Annotated in this window: 16 protein-coding genes; 10 read left to right on the top strand and 6 right to left on the bottom strand. The window is 50.5% G+C overall.

Going from position 1 to position 17,796, the window contains the following annotated elements:
• Positions 1 to 199: 199 nt before the first annotated feature.
• The gene (locus tag H6F88_RS03165; protein WP_190641281.1) at positions 200 to 2,059 is read left to right on the top strand and encodes a S8 family serine peptidase; all 1,860 of its coding nucleotides are present in this window, start codon (positions 200 to 202) and stop codon (positions 2,057 to 2,059) included.
• A 64-nt stretch (positions 2,060 to 2,123) separates the two neighbouring features.
• Here the strand turns inward: H6F88_RS03165 and H6F88_RS03170 are convergent, their stop codons facing one another.
• The 3 genes from H6F88_RS03170 to H6F88_RS03180 form a co-directional block, all read right to left on the bottom strand.
• Complete coding sequence (locus H6F88_RS03170; protein ID WP_190641282.1) at positions 2,124 to 2,747, bottom strand: heme-copper oxidase subunit III; 624 nt, start codon at positions 2,745 to 2,747, stop codon at positions 2,124 to 2,126.
• A 102-nt stretch (positions 2,748 to 2,849) separates the two neighbouring features.
• Positions 2,850 to 4,568 carry a cytochrome c oxidase subunit I gene (gene ctaD / locus H6F88_RS03175; protein ID WP_190641283.1) on the bottom strand — a complete coding sequence of 573 codons (1,719 nt, stop codon included), beginning with the start codon at positions 4,566 to 4,568 and terminating at the stop codon, positions 2,850 to 2,852.
• A 39-nt stretch (positions 4,569 to 4,607) separates the two neighbouring features.
• Positions 4,608 to 5,627 (bottom strand): cytochrome c oxidase subunit II, encoded by a 1,020-nt coding sequence (locus H6F88_RS03180; protein ID WP_190641284.1) that lies wholly within the window; start codon positions 5,625 to 5,627, stop codon positions 4,608 to 4,610.
• Positions 5,628 to 6,051: 424 nt separating this feature from the next.
• Between H6F88_RS03180 and H6F88_RS03185 the strand changes: the two genes are divergently transcribed.
• The 8 genes from H6F88_RS03185 (at position 6,052) to H6F88_RS03220 (ending at position 14,877) form a co-directional block, all read left to right on the top strand.
• Positions 6,052 to 7,014 (top strand): heme A synthase, encoded by a 963-nt coding sequence (locus H6F88_RS03185; RefSeq protein WP_190641434.1) that lies wholly within the window; start codon positions 6,052 to 6,054, stop codon positions 7,012 to 7,014.
• A gap of 37 nt (positions 7,015 to 7,051) precedes the next feature.
• The gene (locus H6F88_RS03190) at positions 7,052 to 8,056 is read left to right on the top strand and encodes a heme o synthase (protein WP_190641285.1); all 1,005 of its coding nucleotides are present in this window, start codon (positions 7,052 to 7,054) and stop codon (positions 8,054 to 8,056) included.
• 62 nt (positions 8,057 to 8,118) lie between these two features.
• Positions 8,119 to 9,138, top strand: a complete 1,020-nt coding sequence (locus H6F88_RS03195; RefSeq protein ID WP_190641286.1) for an ATP-binding cassette domain-containing protein — start codon at positions 8,119 to 8,121, stop codon at positions 9,136 to 9,138.
• 48 nt (positions 9,139 to 9,186) lie between these two features.
• Positions 9,187 to 10,632: a cytochrome ubiquinol oxidase subunit I gene (locus H6F88_RS03200; protein ID WP_190641287.1), complete on the top strand. Its 1,446-nt coding sequence runs from the start codon at positions 9,187 to 9,189 to the stop codon at positions 10,630 to 10,632.
• 485 nt (positions 10,633 to 11,117) lie between these two features.
• Entirely contained in the window at positions 11,118 to 12,578 is a 1,461-nt protein-coding gene (locus H6F88_RS03205) for a HAMP domain-containing sensor histidine kinase (protein ID WP_190641288.1), read from the top strand.
• 176 nt (positions 12,579 to 12,754) lie between these two features.
• Positions 12,755 to 13,444, top strand: coding sequence for a response regulator transcription factor (locus H6F88_RS03210; RefSeq protein ID WP_190641289.1), 690 nt, complete (start codon positions 12,755 to 12,757; stop codon positions 13,442 to 13,444).
• A gap of 133 nt (positions 13,445 to 13,577) precedes the next feature.
• Entirely contained in the window at positions 13,578 to 14,489 is a 912-nt protein-coding gene (locus H6F88_RS03215; protein WP_190641290.1) for a metallophosphoesterase, read from the top strand.
• A gap of 43 nt (positions 14,490 to 14,532) precedes the next feature.
• Complete coding sequence (locus H6F88_RS03220) at positions 14,533 to 14,877, top strand: metalloregulator ArsR/SmtB family transcription factor (protein ID WP_190641291.1); 345 nt, start codon at positions 14,533 to 14,535, stop codon at positions 14,875 to 14,877.
• A 67-nt stretch (positions 14,878 to 14,944) separates the two neighbouring features.
• On the opposite strand, the gene H6F88_RS03225 is transcribed toward H6F88_RS03220, so the two are convergent.
• The gene (locus H6F88_RS03225) at positions 14,945 to 15,382 is read right to left on the bottom strand and encodes a peroxiredoxin (protein ID WP_190641292.1); all 438 of its coding nucleotides are present in this window, start codon (positions 15,380 to 15,382) and stop codon (positions 14,945 to 14,947) included.
• Positions 15,383 to 15,667: 285 nt separating this feature from the next.
• Between H6F88_RS03225 and H6F88_RS03230 the strand changes: the two genes are divergently transcribed.
• Positions 15,668 to 15,946 (top strand): hypothetical protein, encoded by a 279-nt coding sequence (locus H6F88_RS03230; RefSeq protein WP_199333423.1) that lies wholly within the window; start codon positions 15,668 to 15,670, stop codon positions 15,944 to 15,946.
• A 25-nt stretch (positions 15,947 to 15,971) separates the two neighbouring features.
• Here the strand turns inward: H6F88_RS03230 and H6F88_RS03235 are convergent, their stop codons facing one another.
• Both H6F88_RS03235 and H6F88_RS03240 read right to left on the bottom strand, forming a co-directional pair.
• On the bottom strand, positions 15,972 to 16,751 hold the full coding sequence (locus H6F88_RS03235; RefSeq protein WP_190641293.1) for an ABC transporter ATP-binding protein: 780 nt from the start codon (positions 16,749 to 16,751) through the stop codon (positions 15,972 to 15,974).
• A gap of 172 nt (positions 16,752 to 16,923) precedes the next feature.
• A complete protein-coding gene (locus H6F88_RS03240; protein WP_190641294.1) occupies positions 16,924 to 17,781 on the bottom strand; it encodes an ABC transporter permease in 858 nt (285 codons plus the stop codon).
• Positions 17,782 to 17,796: the final 15 nt, after the last annotated feature.

The raw sequence follows: 17,796 nt of genomic DNA on the forward strand, positions 1-17,796 counted from the left end.
TGACTTCCAAGAAACTCATCTAATCTTCATAGGAAGCCATGTTGTATCTACTTTCCAACAAGACTAAGTGAAGTCGCTAGCTCGAAACTTGAAGCTTCAGTAAAAGGTGAGTGGGCATGATCCGAGATATTTCCTGTTTGAGTGCGCTGATCGTTAAGCCCCCTGATTAATCTCACACCCCTGAGCAAGGAACCCAGACATGAAGCCTCTCACTCAGATTTCATCGGCAACAATCGTAACGACTACTTTGCTCGGTGGCCTGTGCATGGGTACGCAGGCAGCGACGCTGATAGGAGAATACCTCTCAAAATCTGGCAGCAAAGTCAGTTCAAGCCTAATTTCACTTTCAGCAAATTCAGGAAATAATACAGGATTGTTCCCAGGAACTCGGGCAAATAGTTCTCTACTACAAACTTATGGCGGTCATGTGGTGATTGATGCGATCGCCTCTGACAACACCGATGTCCTCTACGAAGATTTGCTTGGACTGGGACTCCAAAACGGCTCCAAATATGGCTCCCTTGTCTCTGGTTTGCTGCCGCTTGACGCAATTTCCTCAATGGACAGCTTGAGTAGCTTAAAATTTGCCCGACCCACACAGTTTCTATCTAACGTAGGGGTAACGACAAGTCAGGCTGATAGATCAATGCGGGCTGATATTGCTCGCTCGACCTTTGGGGTTGATGGAACAGGTGTGACAGTAGGTGCGCTGTCTGATAGTTACAACAACTTAGATGGTGAAGCCGCTGACATTGCTAGTGGCGATCTGCCGTCCAATGTGAACGTGCTTTTAGACCTTCCTAGTGGTGGCAGCGATGAAGGGCGTGCAATGCTGCAACTGATTCATGATGTCGCTCCTGGTGCAGATCTAGCGTTTTACACTGCATTCCTGGGGGGGCAAGCAGACTTTGCAAATGGCATTCTTGAGCTGGCCGCAAGCGGATCTGATGTGATTGTGGATGACGTCATTAACCTGGCTGAACCAATGTTTCAGGATGGCATCATTGCCCAAGCAGTTGACCAAGTCGTAGCTGATGGCATACCGTACTTCTCCTCGGCAGGCAACAACGATCGCAATGCCTACGAAAGCACCTTCAGAAACAGCAGTGTGCTTGATCCCATCTTTGGAGGTGAACTGCATGACTTTGACCCTAGCGCAGGGGTAGATCCGTTTCAAAGCATTTCGGTTCCAGTTGGCGGAGAACTCTTTATTTCCTTCCAGTGGGATTCGCCCTTTTTCTCGGTCAGCGGCGGTGAAGGCTCTCCGAACGATCTCGACATCTTTCTGTTCGATGATTTCGGCAATTTACTAGCTTTAGGGGCAGACGCAAATGAAGGTGGCGACGCGGTAGAAATCCTGAGTTTCTTTAATGACGGCTCGTTTGGCACAGACCAATTTAACCTGGCAATCTCTAACTTTTCTGGTCCCGATGCTGGATTCATGAAATATGTTGTGTTCGGTAACGCCAGTATCAGCGAGTACGACACCAATAGTGGCACTGTATATGGTCATGCAAATGCTGAAGGTGCTGAGGCGGTTGGAGCATCCTTCTACGCCGATACGCCTGAGTTTGGAACTAATCCACCTGTGTTGGAGCCATTTTCTTCGGCTGGGTCAACTCCAATTTTGTTTGATGAGAATGGCGATCGCCTCTTCACTCCGGAAATTCGCCTCAAACCTGAAATCGTTGCGCCCGATGGCACCAATACCACTTTCTTTATTCCTGGTTTAGACGTTGAAGGGGACGGCTTCCCCAACTTCTTTGGCACCTCGGCAGCGGCTCCCCATGCGGCAGCGGTTGCAGCCTTGATGCTGGAAGCGGCACCCAGTACCAGTCCTGAAGTGCTCTACGAAACGCTAGAAGAAACGGCGATCGACATGAACGCTCCCGGATTCGATTTTGACAGCGGTTTTGGGCTGATTCAAGCAGACCGGGCAGTAGGAGCCTTGATTAGCACGCCTCCTGAAGAGGTACCTGAGCCTGCGTCGGTCTTTGGGTTACTGGCAGTGATTGTGGGTGCAGGCTCACGTTTGAAGCGTAAACCGAAAGCTGCATAGAACAATTAAAAAAAGGTAGAACTTCAAGTCCTACCTTCCCTACTGCTTAGTTTTGGTTGCGTTGCTAGAGAATGTAAAGCAAGAAGAACAGCACAATCCAGATCACGTCTACGAAGTGCCAGTAGATTTCTGCTGCTTCTACGCCGAAATGGTGTTCGCCGGAGTAGTGTTCCTTATTGCGCGATCGCCACAGGACCGCCAAAATCAAGCACAGTCCCAGGAATACGTGCAAACCGTGAAAGCCAGTCAACACATAAAAAGTGCTGGCGTACAGGTTTGTCTTTAAGCCGAATTCCAGGTTGTTGTACTCATAAACCTGACCTGCCAGGAAGATTGCGCCCATTACCGCAGTCGCTAGGAACCAGGTACGTAAGCCCTTGACGTTATTCTTCTTGACTGCCACATCCGCTTGGTGAATCACAAAGCTGCTAGAAATCAGAATTAGCGTGTTGATTCCTGGTACAAGCAGTTCGCGCTCAGGAGTGCCTTCAGGTGGCCAAACAGGCGCAACCACGCGGAAGGTCAGGTACGCCAGAAACAGACCTGCGAAGATCATGCTCTCAGCACCCAGGAAGACGAGCAGTCCAAACAGACGATGGTCTGGATGTTCCTCGTGGTGAGCGGCTGCCTCAGTTTCGTGATGATAGTTGAGTGCAGTCTTAGCGGGATCAATCGTTGAACCTTGCATAAGTCTCTGATACCTACGAATGCGACTTTTGAAATTTAAGTGAAATGGACGGTGCTCACCGGACTGGGAGCAGGTAGGTTGGCACCGCCCACTATGCGCTGATTAAGGCTCTGGACTGCCAGCCCTCGCTTCTTCAGGAGGAATGAAGCCCGGAGGTGCCTCCATATTTGATTGAGATTCCTCTGGCTCCATTTCAGGATTGCGGTTACCTGAACCGTAGTCGTATGGACCACTGGTAAGTACAGGCAATTCCTCAAAATTTTCGATCGCAGGAGGTGAGGTCGTCATCCACTCAAAGGTCAATGCCCGCCAGGGGTTGTTTCCTGCCTTTTTGCCGCTAATCCAGCTCCAGCCTGCATTCGCCAGGAAGGGTAGGGTTGAAACCGCAAGAATGTAGGAGCCAATCGTACAGACCAGGTTGAGCGTTGCGAACTTAGGATCGTAGAGCGCAATCCGGCGGTTCATTCCCAATAAGCCCAGTTCGTGCATCGGCATGAAGGTCAGGTTCATGCCAATAAAGGTGAGGATGAAGTGAACGATGCCCAGCGGCTCGTTCAGCATCCGTCCAGTCATCTTGGGGAACCAGTGATAAATCGCCGCATAGATGCCAAACACGCTGCCGCCAAACAGGACGTAGTGCAGGTGAGCCACGATGAAGTAGGTATCGTGAACGTGAATGTCAAAGGGTACCGCTGCGACCATTACGCCGCTGATACCGCCAATCACGAACATCGAAATAAAGCCCATTGCAAACAGCATGGCGCTGTTGAGTTGGATCTTGCCGCCCCAAATCGTGGCTAACCAGCCAAAGACTTTAATCCCTGTTGGGACAGCGATTACCATCGTGGTGATCATGAAAAACATGCGTAACCAGGCAGGAGTGCCACTGGTGAACATGTGGTGGGCCCAGACGATTAGACCCAAGAAGCTGATTGCGAGACTGGAGTAGGCGATCGCCCGATAGCCAAAGATCGGCTTGCGTGAGTGAACCGGGAGAATATCTGAAATTGCGCCAAACAGCGGCAAAATCATGATGTAAACCGCCGGATGCGAGTAAAACCAGAACATGTGCTGGTAAACAATCGGGTCACCGCCGCCTGTGGGGTTGAAGAATGCGGTCCCAGCCAACAGGTCAAACGCCAGCAAAATCAACGCTCCTGCTAACACAGGCGTACCAATCAAAATCAGCGCTGAAGCTGCCAGCATAGACCAGCAGAACAGGGGCATATCATTAATCCCCATGCTGGGCACGCGCATCCGCAAGATGGTCACAAAGAAATTGATTGCGCCCAAGATTGAGGAAGTTCCTAAGACCAGCAGGGTAAAGATCCAAATTCCCTCACCCACCTTGCCCGTCATCAGGCTCAACGGCGGGTAGGAAGTCCAGCCTGCTTGGGGCGCTTCTAAGAAAAAGCTGGCGATCAGTACCAGACCTGCCGGGGGCACCATCCAGAAAGCAAGGGCATTCATCTTCGGGAAGGCCATATCCCGCGCCCCTACCATCAGCGGAATCAGGTAGTTCGCCAATCCTGAACCTGCCGGGATGATCCAAAGAAAGATCATCACCGTGCCGTGAACGGTTAGCAGGTTGTTGTAAAGTTCTGGGCTAACCAAATCTGACTCTGGTGTCGCTAGCTCTGTGCGAATGGCGGTCGCCAGAACGCCACCAATCATATAAAAAATGAAAGAGGTAACCAGGTATTGAATCCCGATTACTTTGTGGTCAGTGTTAAACGTAAAGTAGTCTTGCCACTTGCGTTTCCCCGGAATCGCGCCTTCGGTCGTGGGGGTAGTAGTGGATTGCCATTCTGCTTGTGTCATAGCTGGCTGTTGTGACTCTTGGCTGTTGAAACTCTTAAACTAACGATTCATTGAGATGTGCTGGGGATGGAGTTGCTCTAATGCGGTGGCAGCATCAATTCCCATTTGATCTACAAAGGGTGCTAAGAACTCAGCATCAGAGAGGTCTTCGGAGGGAGCGATCGCTCTCATTGCAACAGCCTGATTTGGATCGTTCAAACTGGCGATTTGCTCCTGAATCCAGCCGTCATATTCTTCCTGGGTCTGGACAAACAGCTTCGTGTTCATCGCGCCATGATAAGCACCACACAGTTCTGCACAAATCACGGGGTAGGTGCCGATGTGCCGGGGGACAAACCGCAGTTCCGTGTCTCGACCGGGAATGGCATCCTGCTTCAACCGAAATTCGGGCAGCCAGAAGGCGTGGAGCACGTCCTGCGCTTTGATGTTAAGCTGCACCTCTTTATCCACGGGAATGTGCATCTCGCCTGAGGTGATGCCACTGTCTGGGTAAGTAAAGATCCAGGCATACTGCAACCCCATCACATCAATATTGACATCAGCGGGTCTGCCTTCGTCTTTGGGAAAGGCTCCAACCCCAAGTGCCAAATGGTTGTGGATGTGGCGGGGCTTGGGCTGGTTGGATGGGTCAATCAACCCAGTAGCCGATTCATCGGGCAGCATTGCAATCTGAGCAATGCCAGGGTCGGTCGCCGCCTGTGGGTCAAATCCGCCCATCGCTTTATAAATGTCGAAGCTGTAAACCCCAATGATTAGCACAATCACTGCTGGAATTGCCGTCCAGACAATTTCCAGCGGAATGTTGCCGTGAATTGGTGGTCCGTCAGTATTGTCGCCAGGACGACGGCGGAAACGAATTATAGAGATAATAAGTACGCCTTGCACCAGGACGAACAGCCCAATTGAGACTGTCATCATGGAGTTAAACAGCCCATCCACCAAATTAGCCTCATCGGAGGCAGCTTCGGGCAGTAAACCGTGGTTTTGACCATACCAAAGACTCACCAGCGTTAGGATAATGCCAGCCAGTAGGGTAAGAATGTTGCTTGGAATTTTCACGGTAAGTTTGATTCAGCTCATTCAGCTTTAGTTCCGTTCAACTACCACGTTAAAGCAGGAATTGATAACGACACGGAATTCATATCTATCCTTAACGCTTTTTTTGGGATCTCAGCAGCCCTTGTGTAGCAAACACTACAAGGTGAAATAACAATATTAAATCTTGTGAAAGATTTGGGCGAAAGCTAACTTTAAGCTGCAATTTTTTAATTCCTTTAGTTAAGAATTTTTCAACCACAATCCGAAGAAAATCCTAAAGCTTTTCACGCCTGGGCATTGCGTCGCTAAGCTGGTGAATGAAGCTGTTGTAGACAGTGGAAAAAGTAAATACTCAGGTTTTTGTCAACTTTGGTATTGAATGATTCTCAATTCGATTACGGAGGCATAGCTGATGACTAATGTTCACGCTCAGACGCATCAGAGTATGCCAGCTTCCGTTCCTTCTTCTCAAGTTAGACCTCCGCTTCAGCCTCAAGACCAGATTCGACGGCTCGTGTGGAAGATGGCGATCGCCACGTTCTTGTTAATGGCGATCGGCAGCGCCACTCGCGTCATGAACGCAGGGCTAGCCTGCCCTGACTGGCCACTCTGCTATGGAACCCTGATTCCCAGACAGCAGATGAACTTGCAGGTGTTTCTGGAGTGGTTTCACCGTCTGGATGCTGCTCTGATTGGGCTGCTAGCGATCGCCCTCGTTGCTCTAAGCGTGTGGCATCGTCGGGTCTTGCCCCGCTGGACACCCTGGGCAGCCTTGTTTGCCCTCAGCCTGATCGTGTTTCAAGGGGCTTTGGGCGGACTTACCGTCACAGAGCTGCTGCGATTTGATATCGTCACTGCCCATTTGGGGACAGCGCTGTTGTTCTTCACCACCCTGCTGCTTATGGGTATGGCGCTGCTGCCCTATCAGGGGACAGGTAATGTCGGCAAATTGCCCTGGGTTAGCTTGACGGCTGCAATTTTGGTCTACCTGCAAAGCCTTTCCGGTGCGCTAGTTGGCTCTCGTTGGGCAGTGCACCAATGTTTGGCGGGCTCCCAACTTTGCGGGGTAATGAACACTCACTTGTTTGGTATGGTTCCCGCAAGCCTGATGACCTTAGCGGTCGTTGTCCTAGCTTGGCGCACCCCGGCTCTCCATCCTGCCCTGCGCCGACTGGCTTACGTTGCTGGAGGATTTCTGTTGCTCCAGGTGGCATTAGGATTTGCGACCTTCCACTTCCACTTGCAGGTTGAGCCACTTACTATTGCCCACCAAGCAATCGGAGCCGCTCTGCTGGGTACGTTGGTTTGCTTCACTGCATTGGGAATGCGCGATCGCCAATTCACCAAAACTATTGCTTCCGCTCCCCCATCCCCCATCCCCACCCCTCAATCTCCTCTCGCCACCTGATCTTGGCTTCTGCCTACAAATTCTAGGAACTCAACTAATGCATGAAACCGTTTGGAATGATGCCCCTCGTCACCACCAAAACGTTTGGCAGGTGATTCAAAGTTACTGGCAGTTAACCAAGCCCCGCATCATCATCTTGCTGCTGATCACCACCGCAGGCAGTATGTGGATTGCTGCTGAGGGCAAAGTCGATCCGCTGCTGCTGCTGGTGACGCTACTCAGTGGAGCGCTGGCGGCGGCTTCTGCGAATACGATTAACTGTCTGTACGATCGCGACATTGACTATGAAATGGAGCGAACCCGCCATCGTCCGCTTCCCTCGGGACGAATTCAGCCGCGAGATGCGCTGCTGTTTGCGATCGCCCTTGCCGTCCTTTCCTTTACGCTGCTTACCGTCTTTGCCAACCTGCTGAGCGCATTGCTAGCCATGTCGGGCATTGTCACTTACGTTGTCGTCTACACTCACTGGCTAAAGCGACACAGCACCCAAAACATTGTGATTGGCGGTGCGGCTGGCGCAATTCCGCCTCTAGTCGGTTGGGCTGCCGTGACGGGTGAGCTGAGCTGGGCTGCCTGGGTATTTTTTGCGATCGTCTTTTTCTGGACCCCACCTCACTTCTGGGCGCTGGCGATGATGATTCGCGAAGATTACGCCAAGGTGAAAGTGCCAATGCTGCCTGTAATTGTTGGCGATGCCCCGACTGCGCGCCAGATCTGGATCTACACGCTGCTGTTGATTCCGGTGACGTTGCTGTTGGTCTATCCGCTGCATGTGATGGGTGCGGTTTACACCGCTGTGGCGCTACTGCTAGGCGGTGTTTTTGTGGCGAAAGCGTGGTCTTTGTTGCAATCGCCTTCTAATCAACAACTGGCGCGCTCGCTGTTCAAGTACTCCATCCTTTACATGATGTTGCTTTGCGCAGGTATGGCAGTCGATAGCCTTCCCATTACCCATCAGCTTACGGGCGCTCTAACCGAGAACCTGAATTCGCTGGTCAGCACTTTGACAGTGGGGTTGAACGGGGGGGTGAAAGGGGGTTGAAAGGTTAGTTATTACACTAAAATCTTGTACTCCATTGTTCGTATTTCATGGTGAAGGGTGATATGGCCTCCGCAGTTTTAATCGAAAAGCTCCAAAAGCACTATGGCAGCGTCGAAGCAGTCAAAGATGTATCGCTCCAGGTCGAGCCTGGAGAAATCTTTGGGCTGCTTGGACCGAACGGAGCAGGCAAAACGACGACTTTGCGTTGTCTCTGTACGCTAGCCACTCCCGATGCTGGGAAGCTGGAGGTGTCAGGCGTTTCAGTTTTAGATAACCCCAAGACAGCGCGACAACTGCTGGGTTATGTGGCGCAGGAAGTTGCCCTCGACAAAGTGTTGACCGGTCGAGAGTTGCTTCAGCTCCAAGCGGCGCTTTATCACCTACCACGCGGCACTGCCAAAGAGCGGATTGACCAAATGCTTTCACTGCTGGGCTTAGCAGATTGGGCAGACAAAAAAACTGGAACCTATTCAGGTGGTTTAAAGAAGCGGTTGGATCTGGCGGCAGGGCTACTGCACCAGCCCGATGTTTTAGTGCTGGACGAACCAACGGTCGGGCTGGATATCGAAAGTCGCGTGGCTGTGTGGGACTTTTTGCGTCAGCTTCGCAGCAATGGCACGACTGTTTTAATCACCAGTCATTATCTGGAAGAGGTGGATGCACTGGCAGATCGCGTTGCCATCATCGACAAGGGTGTAGTCATCGCCACGGGTACGCCGTCTGAGTTGAAAGATAGGGTAGGGGGCGATCGCGTCACCCTTCGTATCCGAGAATTTACTCCACCTGAGGAAGCCGAAACCGCTAAAACAATGCTGAAAGATCTTCCCTTTGTGCAAGAGGTGATCATCAACGAAGCTCAGGGCAACTCACTCAATCTAGTTGTCGATCCGCAAAGCGAAGCTCTGATCACCATTCAGCAAGCACTCAAAGAAGCTGGACTGCCAACGTTTGGCATTTCTCAAGCTCGTCCTAGCCTGGATGACGTTTACCTTGCCGCGACCGGAAAAACGCTGCTCGATGCCGAACTTGCCGCCGCCGGAACCCGCGATCCGAAGGCTGAGCGCAAACAAAATATGCGGTAGAAATTCTACTTCTCACAGATCGCTTCTCATACGCAGAAGGAAACCATTATGGACGTTTTGTCGGATACAGTAGCGCTATCGCGGATGCAGTTTGCGCTCACTGCACTGTTTCACATGCTCTGGCCCACGATGACTACGGGAGTTGGGATCTATCTCGTCATTGTGGAAGGACTATGGTTGAAAACCCGCAATCCCGACTATTATCTCCATGCTCGCTTTTGGTCAAAGCTGTATGTGTTGAACTTTGGCATTGGCGTGGCTACGGGCATTCCGATGGAGTTTCAGTTTGGCACTAACTGGGCTCCCTTCTCAGAAGCGGTCGGCAATTTCTTTGGCAGTGTGATTGGCTTTGAGGCATCCTGGGCATTCATGCTGGAGGCGGCTTTTCTCGGCATCATGCTGTTTGGCTGGGAGCGGGTGAATGCGCCAATTCACTATATGTCCACAATTCTGGTGGCGGTAGGGGCGAATTTGTCAACGCTGTGGATTTTGACGGCAAACTCCTGGATGCAGTCCCCGGCAGGTGGGGAAATGATTGACGGTAAGTTTGTCGTGCATGACTACTTTCAGGCGATCGCCAACCCTTTCATGAAGAACAGCGTCCTGCACATGTTCTTCGCCACCACAGAAACCTCTCTCTTTGTAATCGGTGGCATTAGCGCCTGGTACATCCTCAAAAATCGCCACTCAGAATTCTTCTCAAAATCCTTCAAAGTCGTGCTGGCAACGGCGATCGCTGTTGCCCCCATTCAGATCTACATGGGGCACCTCAGCGGCGAACAGGTTTATCACTATCAACCCTCAAAGCTAGCCGCAATGGAAGCCCAGTGGGAAACGACTCCCGCCGGACAGCCTGCTGACTGGAGTGTGATTGCCATTCCCAATGACAGCGCCGAAAAGAACGATTGGGAAATCACCGTTCCCAATGCCCTCGGCTACATTCTAGAGTTCAAGCAAAACCTCACCGAACCTGTAATTGGACTGAGGGACTTTGAGCCAGAAAACCGCCCTCACATGGTTGGGCTAATTTACTATTCCTTCCGCATCATGATTGCGATCGGCTTTTTCCTCGCTTTTTTGATGCTGTGGAGTACGCTTTACTGGCTACTGGGCAGATTCTCAGCCGAAAACATTGCTCAGCAAAAATGGTTAATGCGAACCTGGATTTTTGCTGCGCCTTTGGGATTCATTGCGATCGACTCCGGTTGGATTGTTCGCTGTGTTGGACGGCAGCCCTGGACGCTCTACGAACAGATTCGTACCGTCGATTCAGCTTCTCATGTGCCTGCTAGTAATGTTCTGGTTTCACTCACTGCCTTTGCCCTCGTTTACTCACTGCTGTTTGTCGCCACGCTCTACTTTGGCAGTCGGATTATTCGCAAAGGGCCAAATCTTGACCTTCCCATACCCGGCACTGAAGTCACTAAACCTGCTGTAAAAACAGAGCCCGGTGAGTTTGTACCCGACGAACGCCCTGTTGAAGCTCAGCAGTAGGTGAATGAGTCTTGTTGGCCGAAGAAGTTTTTGAGCCTGAAAGTTCGCTTTCAGGCTCGAAAATTATCCCCAAAATTAGTCACTTCTGTTAGTAGACTTCCTGCATGAATCATTTTTTGAAGCGTGAATGGCTGATTGACTGACAAATCTTCTGATGTAGATTGGGTGGAGCAAAGCGGAACCCAACTCCTGCCTTGGTTTTGTTGGGTTCCGCGATGCTTCACCCAACCTACGGAATATCAATTTCGCCGCACCAACATTCACGCTGAACATCTAGCAATTAACGGGTAACTCAGGAAAAACTCATTCGGGTTGAAGTGACTACAGATAAATTAAATAAAGAATGAGGTTAAGTCGGATAGGTATAGCGCTACGCGCATACTTTAGGAAACGTTTTGGTGTAAAAATTCCCGCGTAGTGAGTAGGTTCACACTTTCCCGCCCAGATTCCAACTTTGACAGTTTACTCGCTAGCCTTTGGGTAGCATGGACATCAAAACAGTGAGGCAGCGTTTATCGAATCTCAAAAAGGGTTGGCGAGGAATTGACCCATTTTCGCTTCAGTTTCGTTTGACGGTTGGCGCTACGTTAGTCTCAATTTTGGGCATCGGCAGTGTGGGAATGTGGACAACCTGGAAGACGCAGCAGATTCTTGTGGGTAGCTACAAGCAAAGTATCCAGGCTATCAGCGATCGCTTTCCGCAAGATGTTGAACTGTATGACGATATGCTGCCCATGTCAGAAGCGTTGCAGCGGGCAGTGGATGCTCGCACATTACCCAATCTGATGGTTGTGGTGACTGATGATGCAGGTCAGATGATCGTTCAAACCACGGATGTATGGCAGCGCGAAGATATTTCGACGGTGATTGCTACCCTTCCCGCAGTTCCCGAACCTGCAATTTACGAAGCCAGCGATCGCTACATCATTCTCTCCAAAGTGCCGCTGGTTATAGAGAGCAATAACTTAGGCACCCTGTACGTCGCACAGGATATTACCACCGCTCACACAATGTTCTGGGCTGTGATTCGCAATTTAGCGATTGGTAGCCTGCTGGCGATGGTGGCGATCGCTATTGGCATTGCGCTGTATGTGAAGCGATCGCTACAGCCGTTGCGCCAAATGAATCAGCTTACAACCACACTGTCAGTCGAGGACTTAGACAAAGCTCAAACTCAACTTCGCTATGCCCCTACCGAAGTGAGAGAGTTAGTGCAAACCTGCAAGCAAATGCTAGCAAAGCTCTCCGAATCCTTAGAGCAACAGCGACGATTTGTCAGCGATGTTTCACACGAACTCCGCACTCCGCTCACGGTGGTTCATGGCTACATTCAAAGCACTTTGCGCCGTAGCACCAACCTGACCGAACCGCAGCAAGAAGCACTGGAAATTGCCGCTCTAGAAACCGATCGCACGATTCGACTGCTGCAAGATTTGTTAGACCTGGCGCGGGCAGATGCTGGGCACAGGCACTTCAACCTGGAAACTTTTGCCCTGACTGAAGTGATTGAAGAACTGCTCGGCATGGCCTCAAAATTCAGCGATCGGGATATTCAAATTGAAGCAGCTCAAGAAAAAATTGTGGTTGAAGCAGACCGTAACCGACTCAAGCAAGTGTTGCTCAACCTGCTCGACAATGCCTTGAAATATTCTGAACCTGACCAACCTATTGTCCTTAAGCTCGATCAGGGGGGTGGGCAGGCAGTGATTCAGGTGTGCGATCGCGGCTATGGCATTCCCCTCCAGCATCAGTCCCGAATCTTCGATCGCTTCTATCGAATAGACGAAGCCCGTGCCCGCACAACGGGTGGCTGCGGTTTGGGGCTATCCATCGTTAAAACCCTAGTTGAAGGCATGGGTGGCAGTGTCACCTTGCGCTCAAAGCTAAACGAAGGCAGCATCTTTGTTGTCACCTTGCCCTTATCTAACTCCTTAGATCTAATTTGAAGGTTTGTTCTTATCTGCTTTCCGCACAAAAATAGACCTTGTAGTCAGCTTTAAGGTACGCCCTAACTTCAACCCTTCATGGATTCCCTGACTTTATAATGCCTCTCACTCCGTAGAACTCCATCCATAGAACTATGACAGCAGAACTATGACAGCAGAACTATGACAGCAGAACTATGACAGCTCATATCCTGGTGGTTGAAGATGAAATTAACCTAGCGCGATTCATCGAGCTAGAACTGAGCTACGAAGGCTATCGCATCACGGTGGCTCATGACGGTTTAACTGGATTGACCAAAGCGCGAGATATTGGGCCGGATTTGATCATCCTTGACTGGATGCTGCCTGGACTGAGCGGTCTAGAAATTTGTCGGCGGATTCGGGCAACGGGCGGCAGAGCACCCGTGATTATCCTCACTGCCAAGGATGAGATTAACGATCGCGTTGCAGGCTTAGATGCTGGAGCCGATGACTATGTGGTGAAGCCGTTTAGCATTGAAGAACTGTTGGCTCGGGTGAGAGCATTTTTACGCCGCAGTCAGGATACGGAGGCAGACGTGCTGAGCTTTACAGATCTGCTGCTCAATCGTCAAACCCGAGAAGTGTTTCGTGGCGATCGCCTGATCGAGCTAACCGCTAAAGAATTTGACCTGCTGGAATATCTGCTAGCTCACTCGCGCCAGGTGATTACGCGCGATCGCATTCTAGAAAAAGTTTGGGGTTACAACTTTATGGGCGACTCCAACATCATTGAAGTCTACATCCGCTACCTGCGTATCAAACTGGAAGCCGATGGTGAAAAACGACTGATTCAAACTGTGCGCGGTGTAGGCTATGTACTGCGCGAAACCGGATCGGGTGTATGAGTTTTGCCAGTCAGTTTTGCCAGCCAATTTATCTAAGTAAACCAGCTATGTTTCTGTCGATACATTCTCACCAACCCTCTCTCTTTATTTTGATAAGCTGGGGTGGCTAATCCAGAGAAAACCCCCTCAAGTTATGCACAGGTTACTATCAGGATCGCTGAGCGTTGATCATTTAACCGTTGAAATTGCCGAATTGCCAAAACCGCTACAGGGCTGCAAGCTGGTTCAACTTTCAGATTTGCACTACGATGGCTTGCGACTCTCTGAGCAACTATTAGCAGAAGCGATCGCGGCAGCGAATGCCGTTCAACCTGATCTGGTTGTGCTGACGGGCGACTATGTAACCGATGACCCAGCCCCAGCTCGTACCCTCGCCTCGCGTTTAAAGCAGCTCCGCAGCAGTGCTGGCACCTATGCGGTGTTAGGCAACCATGATATTTTTCCTGCGGGTTCGCAAACAGAAATTACTACCGCATTTGTCGAAGCCGGAATTCAAGTTTTGTGGAATCAGATCGGCTATCCGTTTGGGTCAGAGTTGCCGCTGGTCGGGCTTGCCGACTTGTGGTCAAGAGAATTTGACCCTGCCCCTGTGATGAATCGGTTGGACCCAGCTACCCCTCGAATTGTTTTGTCTCACAATCCAGATAGCACCGTTCATCTCCAGCCCTGGCGGGTAGACCTCCAGCTTTCGGGACATACGCACGGTGGGCAGGTTGTCATTCCGGGGTTAGGTCCACTTCCCACTTGGTATCAAGCGGTGCGGCGACACGTCCCTAGACGACTGCGCCGCTGGATTCCGTACATGCGAGAAGACTGCTACAAAGTCGTGCGCCACTGGGAATGGGCGCAGGGCTTTCATCAAGTTGGCTCCAATTGTCTATATGTGAATCGGGGCTTAGGCACCTACCTGCCTGGACGGCTGTTTTGTCGCCCAGAGGTTACCGTGATTACGCTGGCAGAAAAGGCGATCGCACTGAATGAGCCAGATTCCAGTACAGCTAACAGACCGCTAAACTCGAAGGGAAGGCTTTCTCCTACTGCCTAATTCCTAACTCAGTAAAGTCCAATCCAGCTTCGGGATTAGCTTGATGCAACCCACTTCTACAACACCCTCTTTATCGGTATCGCCGTCAACAGACTTGATTACGATTGGCTTTCACGCCCTCTCCGATCCGTTGCGGATGAAGGTGTTGGATTTACTCCGAGAGCAAGAGCTTTGTGTTTGCGAACTGTGTGACTTCATTGGGGTCAGCCAGTCCAAACTGTCTTTTCACCTGAAGACGCTCAAAGAAGCTGCCCTCGTGCGAACCCGTCAGGAAGGGCGCTGGATTTACTACAGCCTCAACCTGCCGCAATTTGTGGTTTTAGAGCAGTACTTGTCAGAATACCGCCGTTTTAGCCAAATTTTACCTGCTCGCCCGTGCGATCGCTAACCAGCAAAGGGATAGGGGCGAACAGCCGTTCGCCCCTACAGGCAAATTGGTCAAACTTAGCTCAAACTTAGACTGCTAGCTCAGCCAAAATGTCAGTGGCATGACTGTCTGTCTTGACGGTGCTGTAGACCTTGGCGATTTTACCGTCGCCACCAATGACATAGGTAACGCGCTTGGAATAGCCGCCGCCATCCACGTCATAGGCTTTCGTGATTGCGCCATCCACATCAGCTAAGAGCGGGAACGGAAGGCTATATTTTTCCGTGAACTTCTGGTGGGACGCTTCATCATCCATGCTCACCCCGAACACGGTAATGTCTTTGCCCTGGTAATCGGCGTAGTAATCCCGGAAGCCACAGGCCTCTTTAGTGCAACCTGGCGTGTCGTCTTTGGGATAGAAATACAGAATGACGGTTTTGCCAGCGTAGGCGGAGAGTGAAACCGTATTGCCGTTGGTGTCTTTGACGGTAAAGGCGGGAGCCGTTGTGCCAACTGATAAAGGCATGGGTTCTATTTCCTGCTTTTGCATTGTTCGTTACAGATTGTAACTGCAATTTTGGTGTGGCGATCGCCCCTCTTGCGTAAAGATGTGCGACAACTGCTTGATATCAGCAGCCAATATTCTGTATTTTTGTAGTAACTGATACAGAATATTTTCTGTTTATATCAACTTAGCCACAGTTCTATTTCCGAAACGATTTTGAGGAATTGCTGATGGCGAGATGACTTTGAAGCACAAGGTCGCTTATTTTTCCTGATTGGCTTATTTTTCCTGATTGAGAGACATGATATGAAGTTAGACTTTTGCCCAGTAGAATACGACACCCAGTCCCGCTGGTGTAATCTTCCCAAAATTGCCTGCGGCTGGCCAACAGTTCCGCATCCAGAAGTTCCCCAGACCGAGTTTCAAGCCTCTACCTGGGTGCAGCTATTAGAACTTCCAAACCCTTTTAGCTTTGATGAGGCGCTTTTGCTTTGTCAGCAATCGGGCGATCGCTGGCTAGCCTGGGTTCCTGATCATGGCGAAGTCTTGCTGCATGAGAACCAGTTTTGCGCTACTTGGAACTGATTGGAACCGATTGGAGCGGATAGGACTATCCTCCTGCTACCATTGCCTCGACCGCTTCGCCGCGCAGCAGCCCCATAATTTCTTCCTTATAGTCCTGAAATTTAGGCTGGCGCTTAATGTGGTAGTCTCGCTGATTCGGCAAGTCCAGCACAACCTCACGCAAAATAGTGCCGGGGCGTGAAGTCAAAATGTAGATGCGTTGCGACAGAAAAACGGCCTCTTCAACATCGTGAGTAATCATGAAAATGCTGGTGCGGGTACGCTCCCACACTTGAAGCAAAAATTGCTGCATCGTTTCTTTGGTTTGCACATCCAGCGCTCCAAAGGGTTCGTCCATCAGCAAAATTTTGGGCTGAGAGGCAAGAGCGCGGGCGATCGCCACCCGCTGCTTCATGCCGCCAGATAGCTCTTTGGGTAAAGCGTTGGAAAATTGCGATAGTCCTACCACGTCCAGATAGTAAGACACGCGCTGTCTGCGTTCCTTCTCAGACATGCCCTGCAACTTCAGCCCAAAGCCAACATTCTTGGCAACGGTCATCCAGGGATAAAGCGTGTAATTCTGAAATACCATGCCTCGATCTGCGCCTGGACCTGTCACCCGCACTCCGTCTACCCGCACCTCGCCCGCTGTTGGCGTTTCCAACCCAGCAATCAGCCGCAGCAGGGTAGATTTACCAGAACCCGACGCACCCACCGCGCAAACAAATTCGCCCTCCTCAATGTGCAAATTAATGTCTTTGAGTGCAACAATCGGACTATTTCGAGTCTTAAACTGTTTGTGGAGTTGAGCAACTTCAAGGTACATAGCTGTGAGTGAGGTAAGTGTGAGTAGCAGAAACCCGTTAGCAGTTAAAAATCAGAAGTTAGAAATTGAAGCAGATGTAGGGGTGCAGCATTCGGCAGATAGCCCTTCAAATAAACTAAGAATTCTCGCCCGAATGCTACGCCCTCATAGGGGAATAAGCTTTTCAAGCCTTTCACGTTGCCCAGCGTCCGGTGAGTTTTAATAGCAGCCGAAACAGCAAGTCGATCGCCAGACCAATCAAACCAATCACAATTAACCCAGCAAAAATTTCATCCGTTCTCAGAAACCGCTGAGCAATACTAATTCGCTTGCCTAACCCTTCGGTTGCAGCAACGAGTTCTGCCACAATCACCAAGTTCCAGGATGAAGCCATGTTGACGCGATAGGCATCAATAATGCTGGGATAGATGTAGGGCAAAATTACCTGAAGTAAAACCTGTAAGCGTTTCCCTCCCAAGGTGTAAGTTGTTTCGATTAATTCTTTGGGAACAAACTTAACGGCATCCATAATCATCAGCGTGTTGAAGAATAGGGTGCCGATGAAAATCAACAGAATTTTGGGAACTTCGCCCAAACCAAAATAAAGAATTAGGAGGGGAATAAAGGCAGGGGCTGGCATATAGCGAATGATGCCAATGATAGGTTCCAGAAGCGATCGCCAACTCGCAAACGAACCCATTAATACACCCAAAGGGACAGCAATAATCGCTGCTAAGAAGAAACCGCTAAAGACCCGAAACATGCTGTAGGCGATGTCTGTGGGCAGTATTCCTTCCGTCCAAAGGCGTTGCAGTGCTGCTAGAGTTCGCAACGGAGTTGGCAGAAAGATTGCATATACTTCATAGTTTGCAGCGATGTATTCAGAAACCATCCACCAAAGGGCGATCGGTACAGTGATTGACAAAACAATCAGCGTCCAGGACAAGTTCTTAGGAATATCTTCCGCAATTCGCCAAAATACAGTAGGCGGCAACATTCTGGGCGCATCAGAAACATTTTCGTTCCCTATAAACTCGCTAGATTGGCTCATTTGCTTTGCCTCAAA

It is taken from the genome of Oculatella sp. FACHB-28 (assembly GCF_014696015.1).
Lineage (GTDB): Bacteria > Cyanobacteriota > Cyanobacteriia > Elainellales > Elainellaceae > JAAUTN01.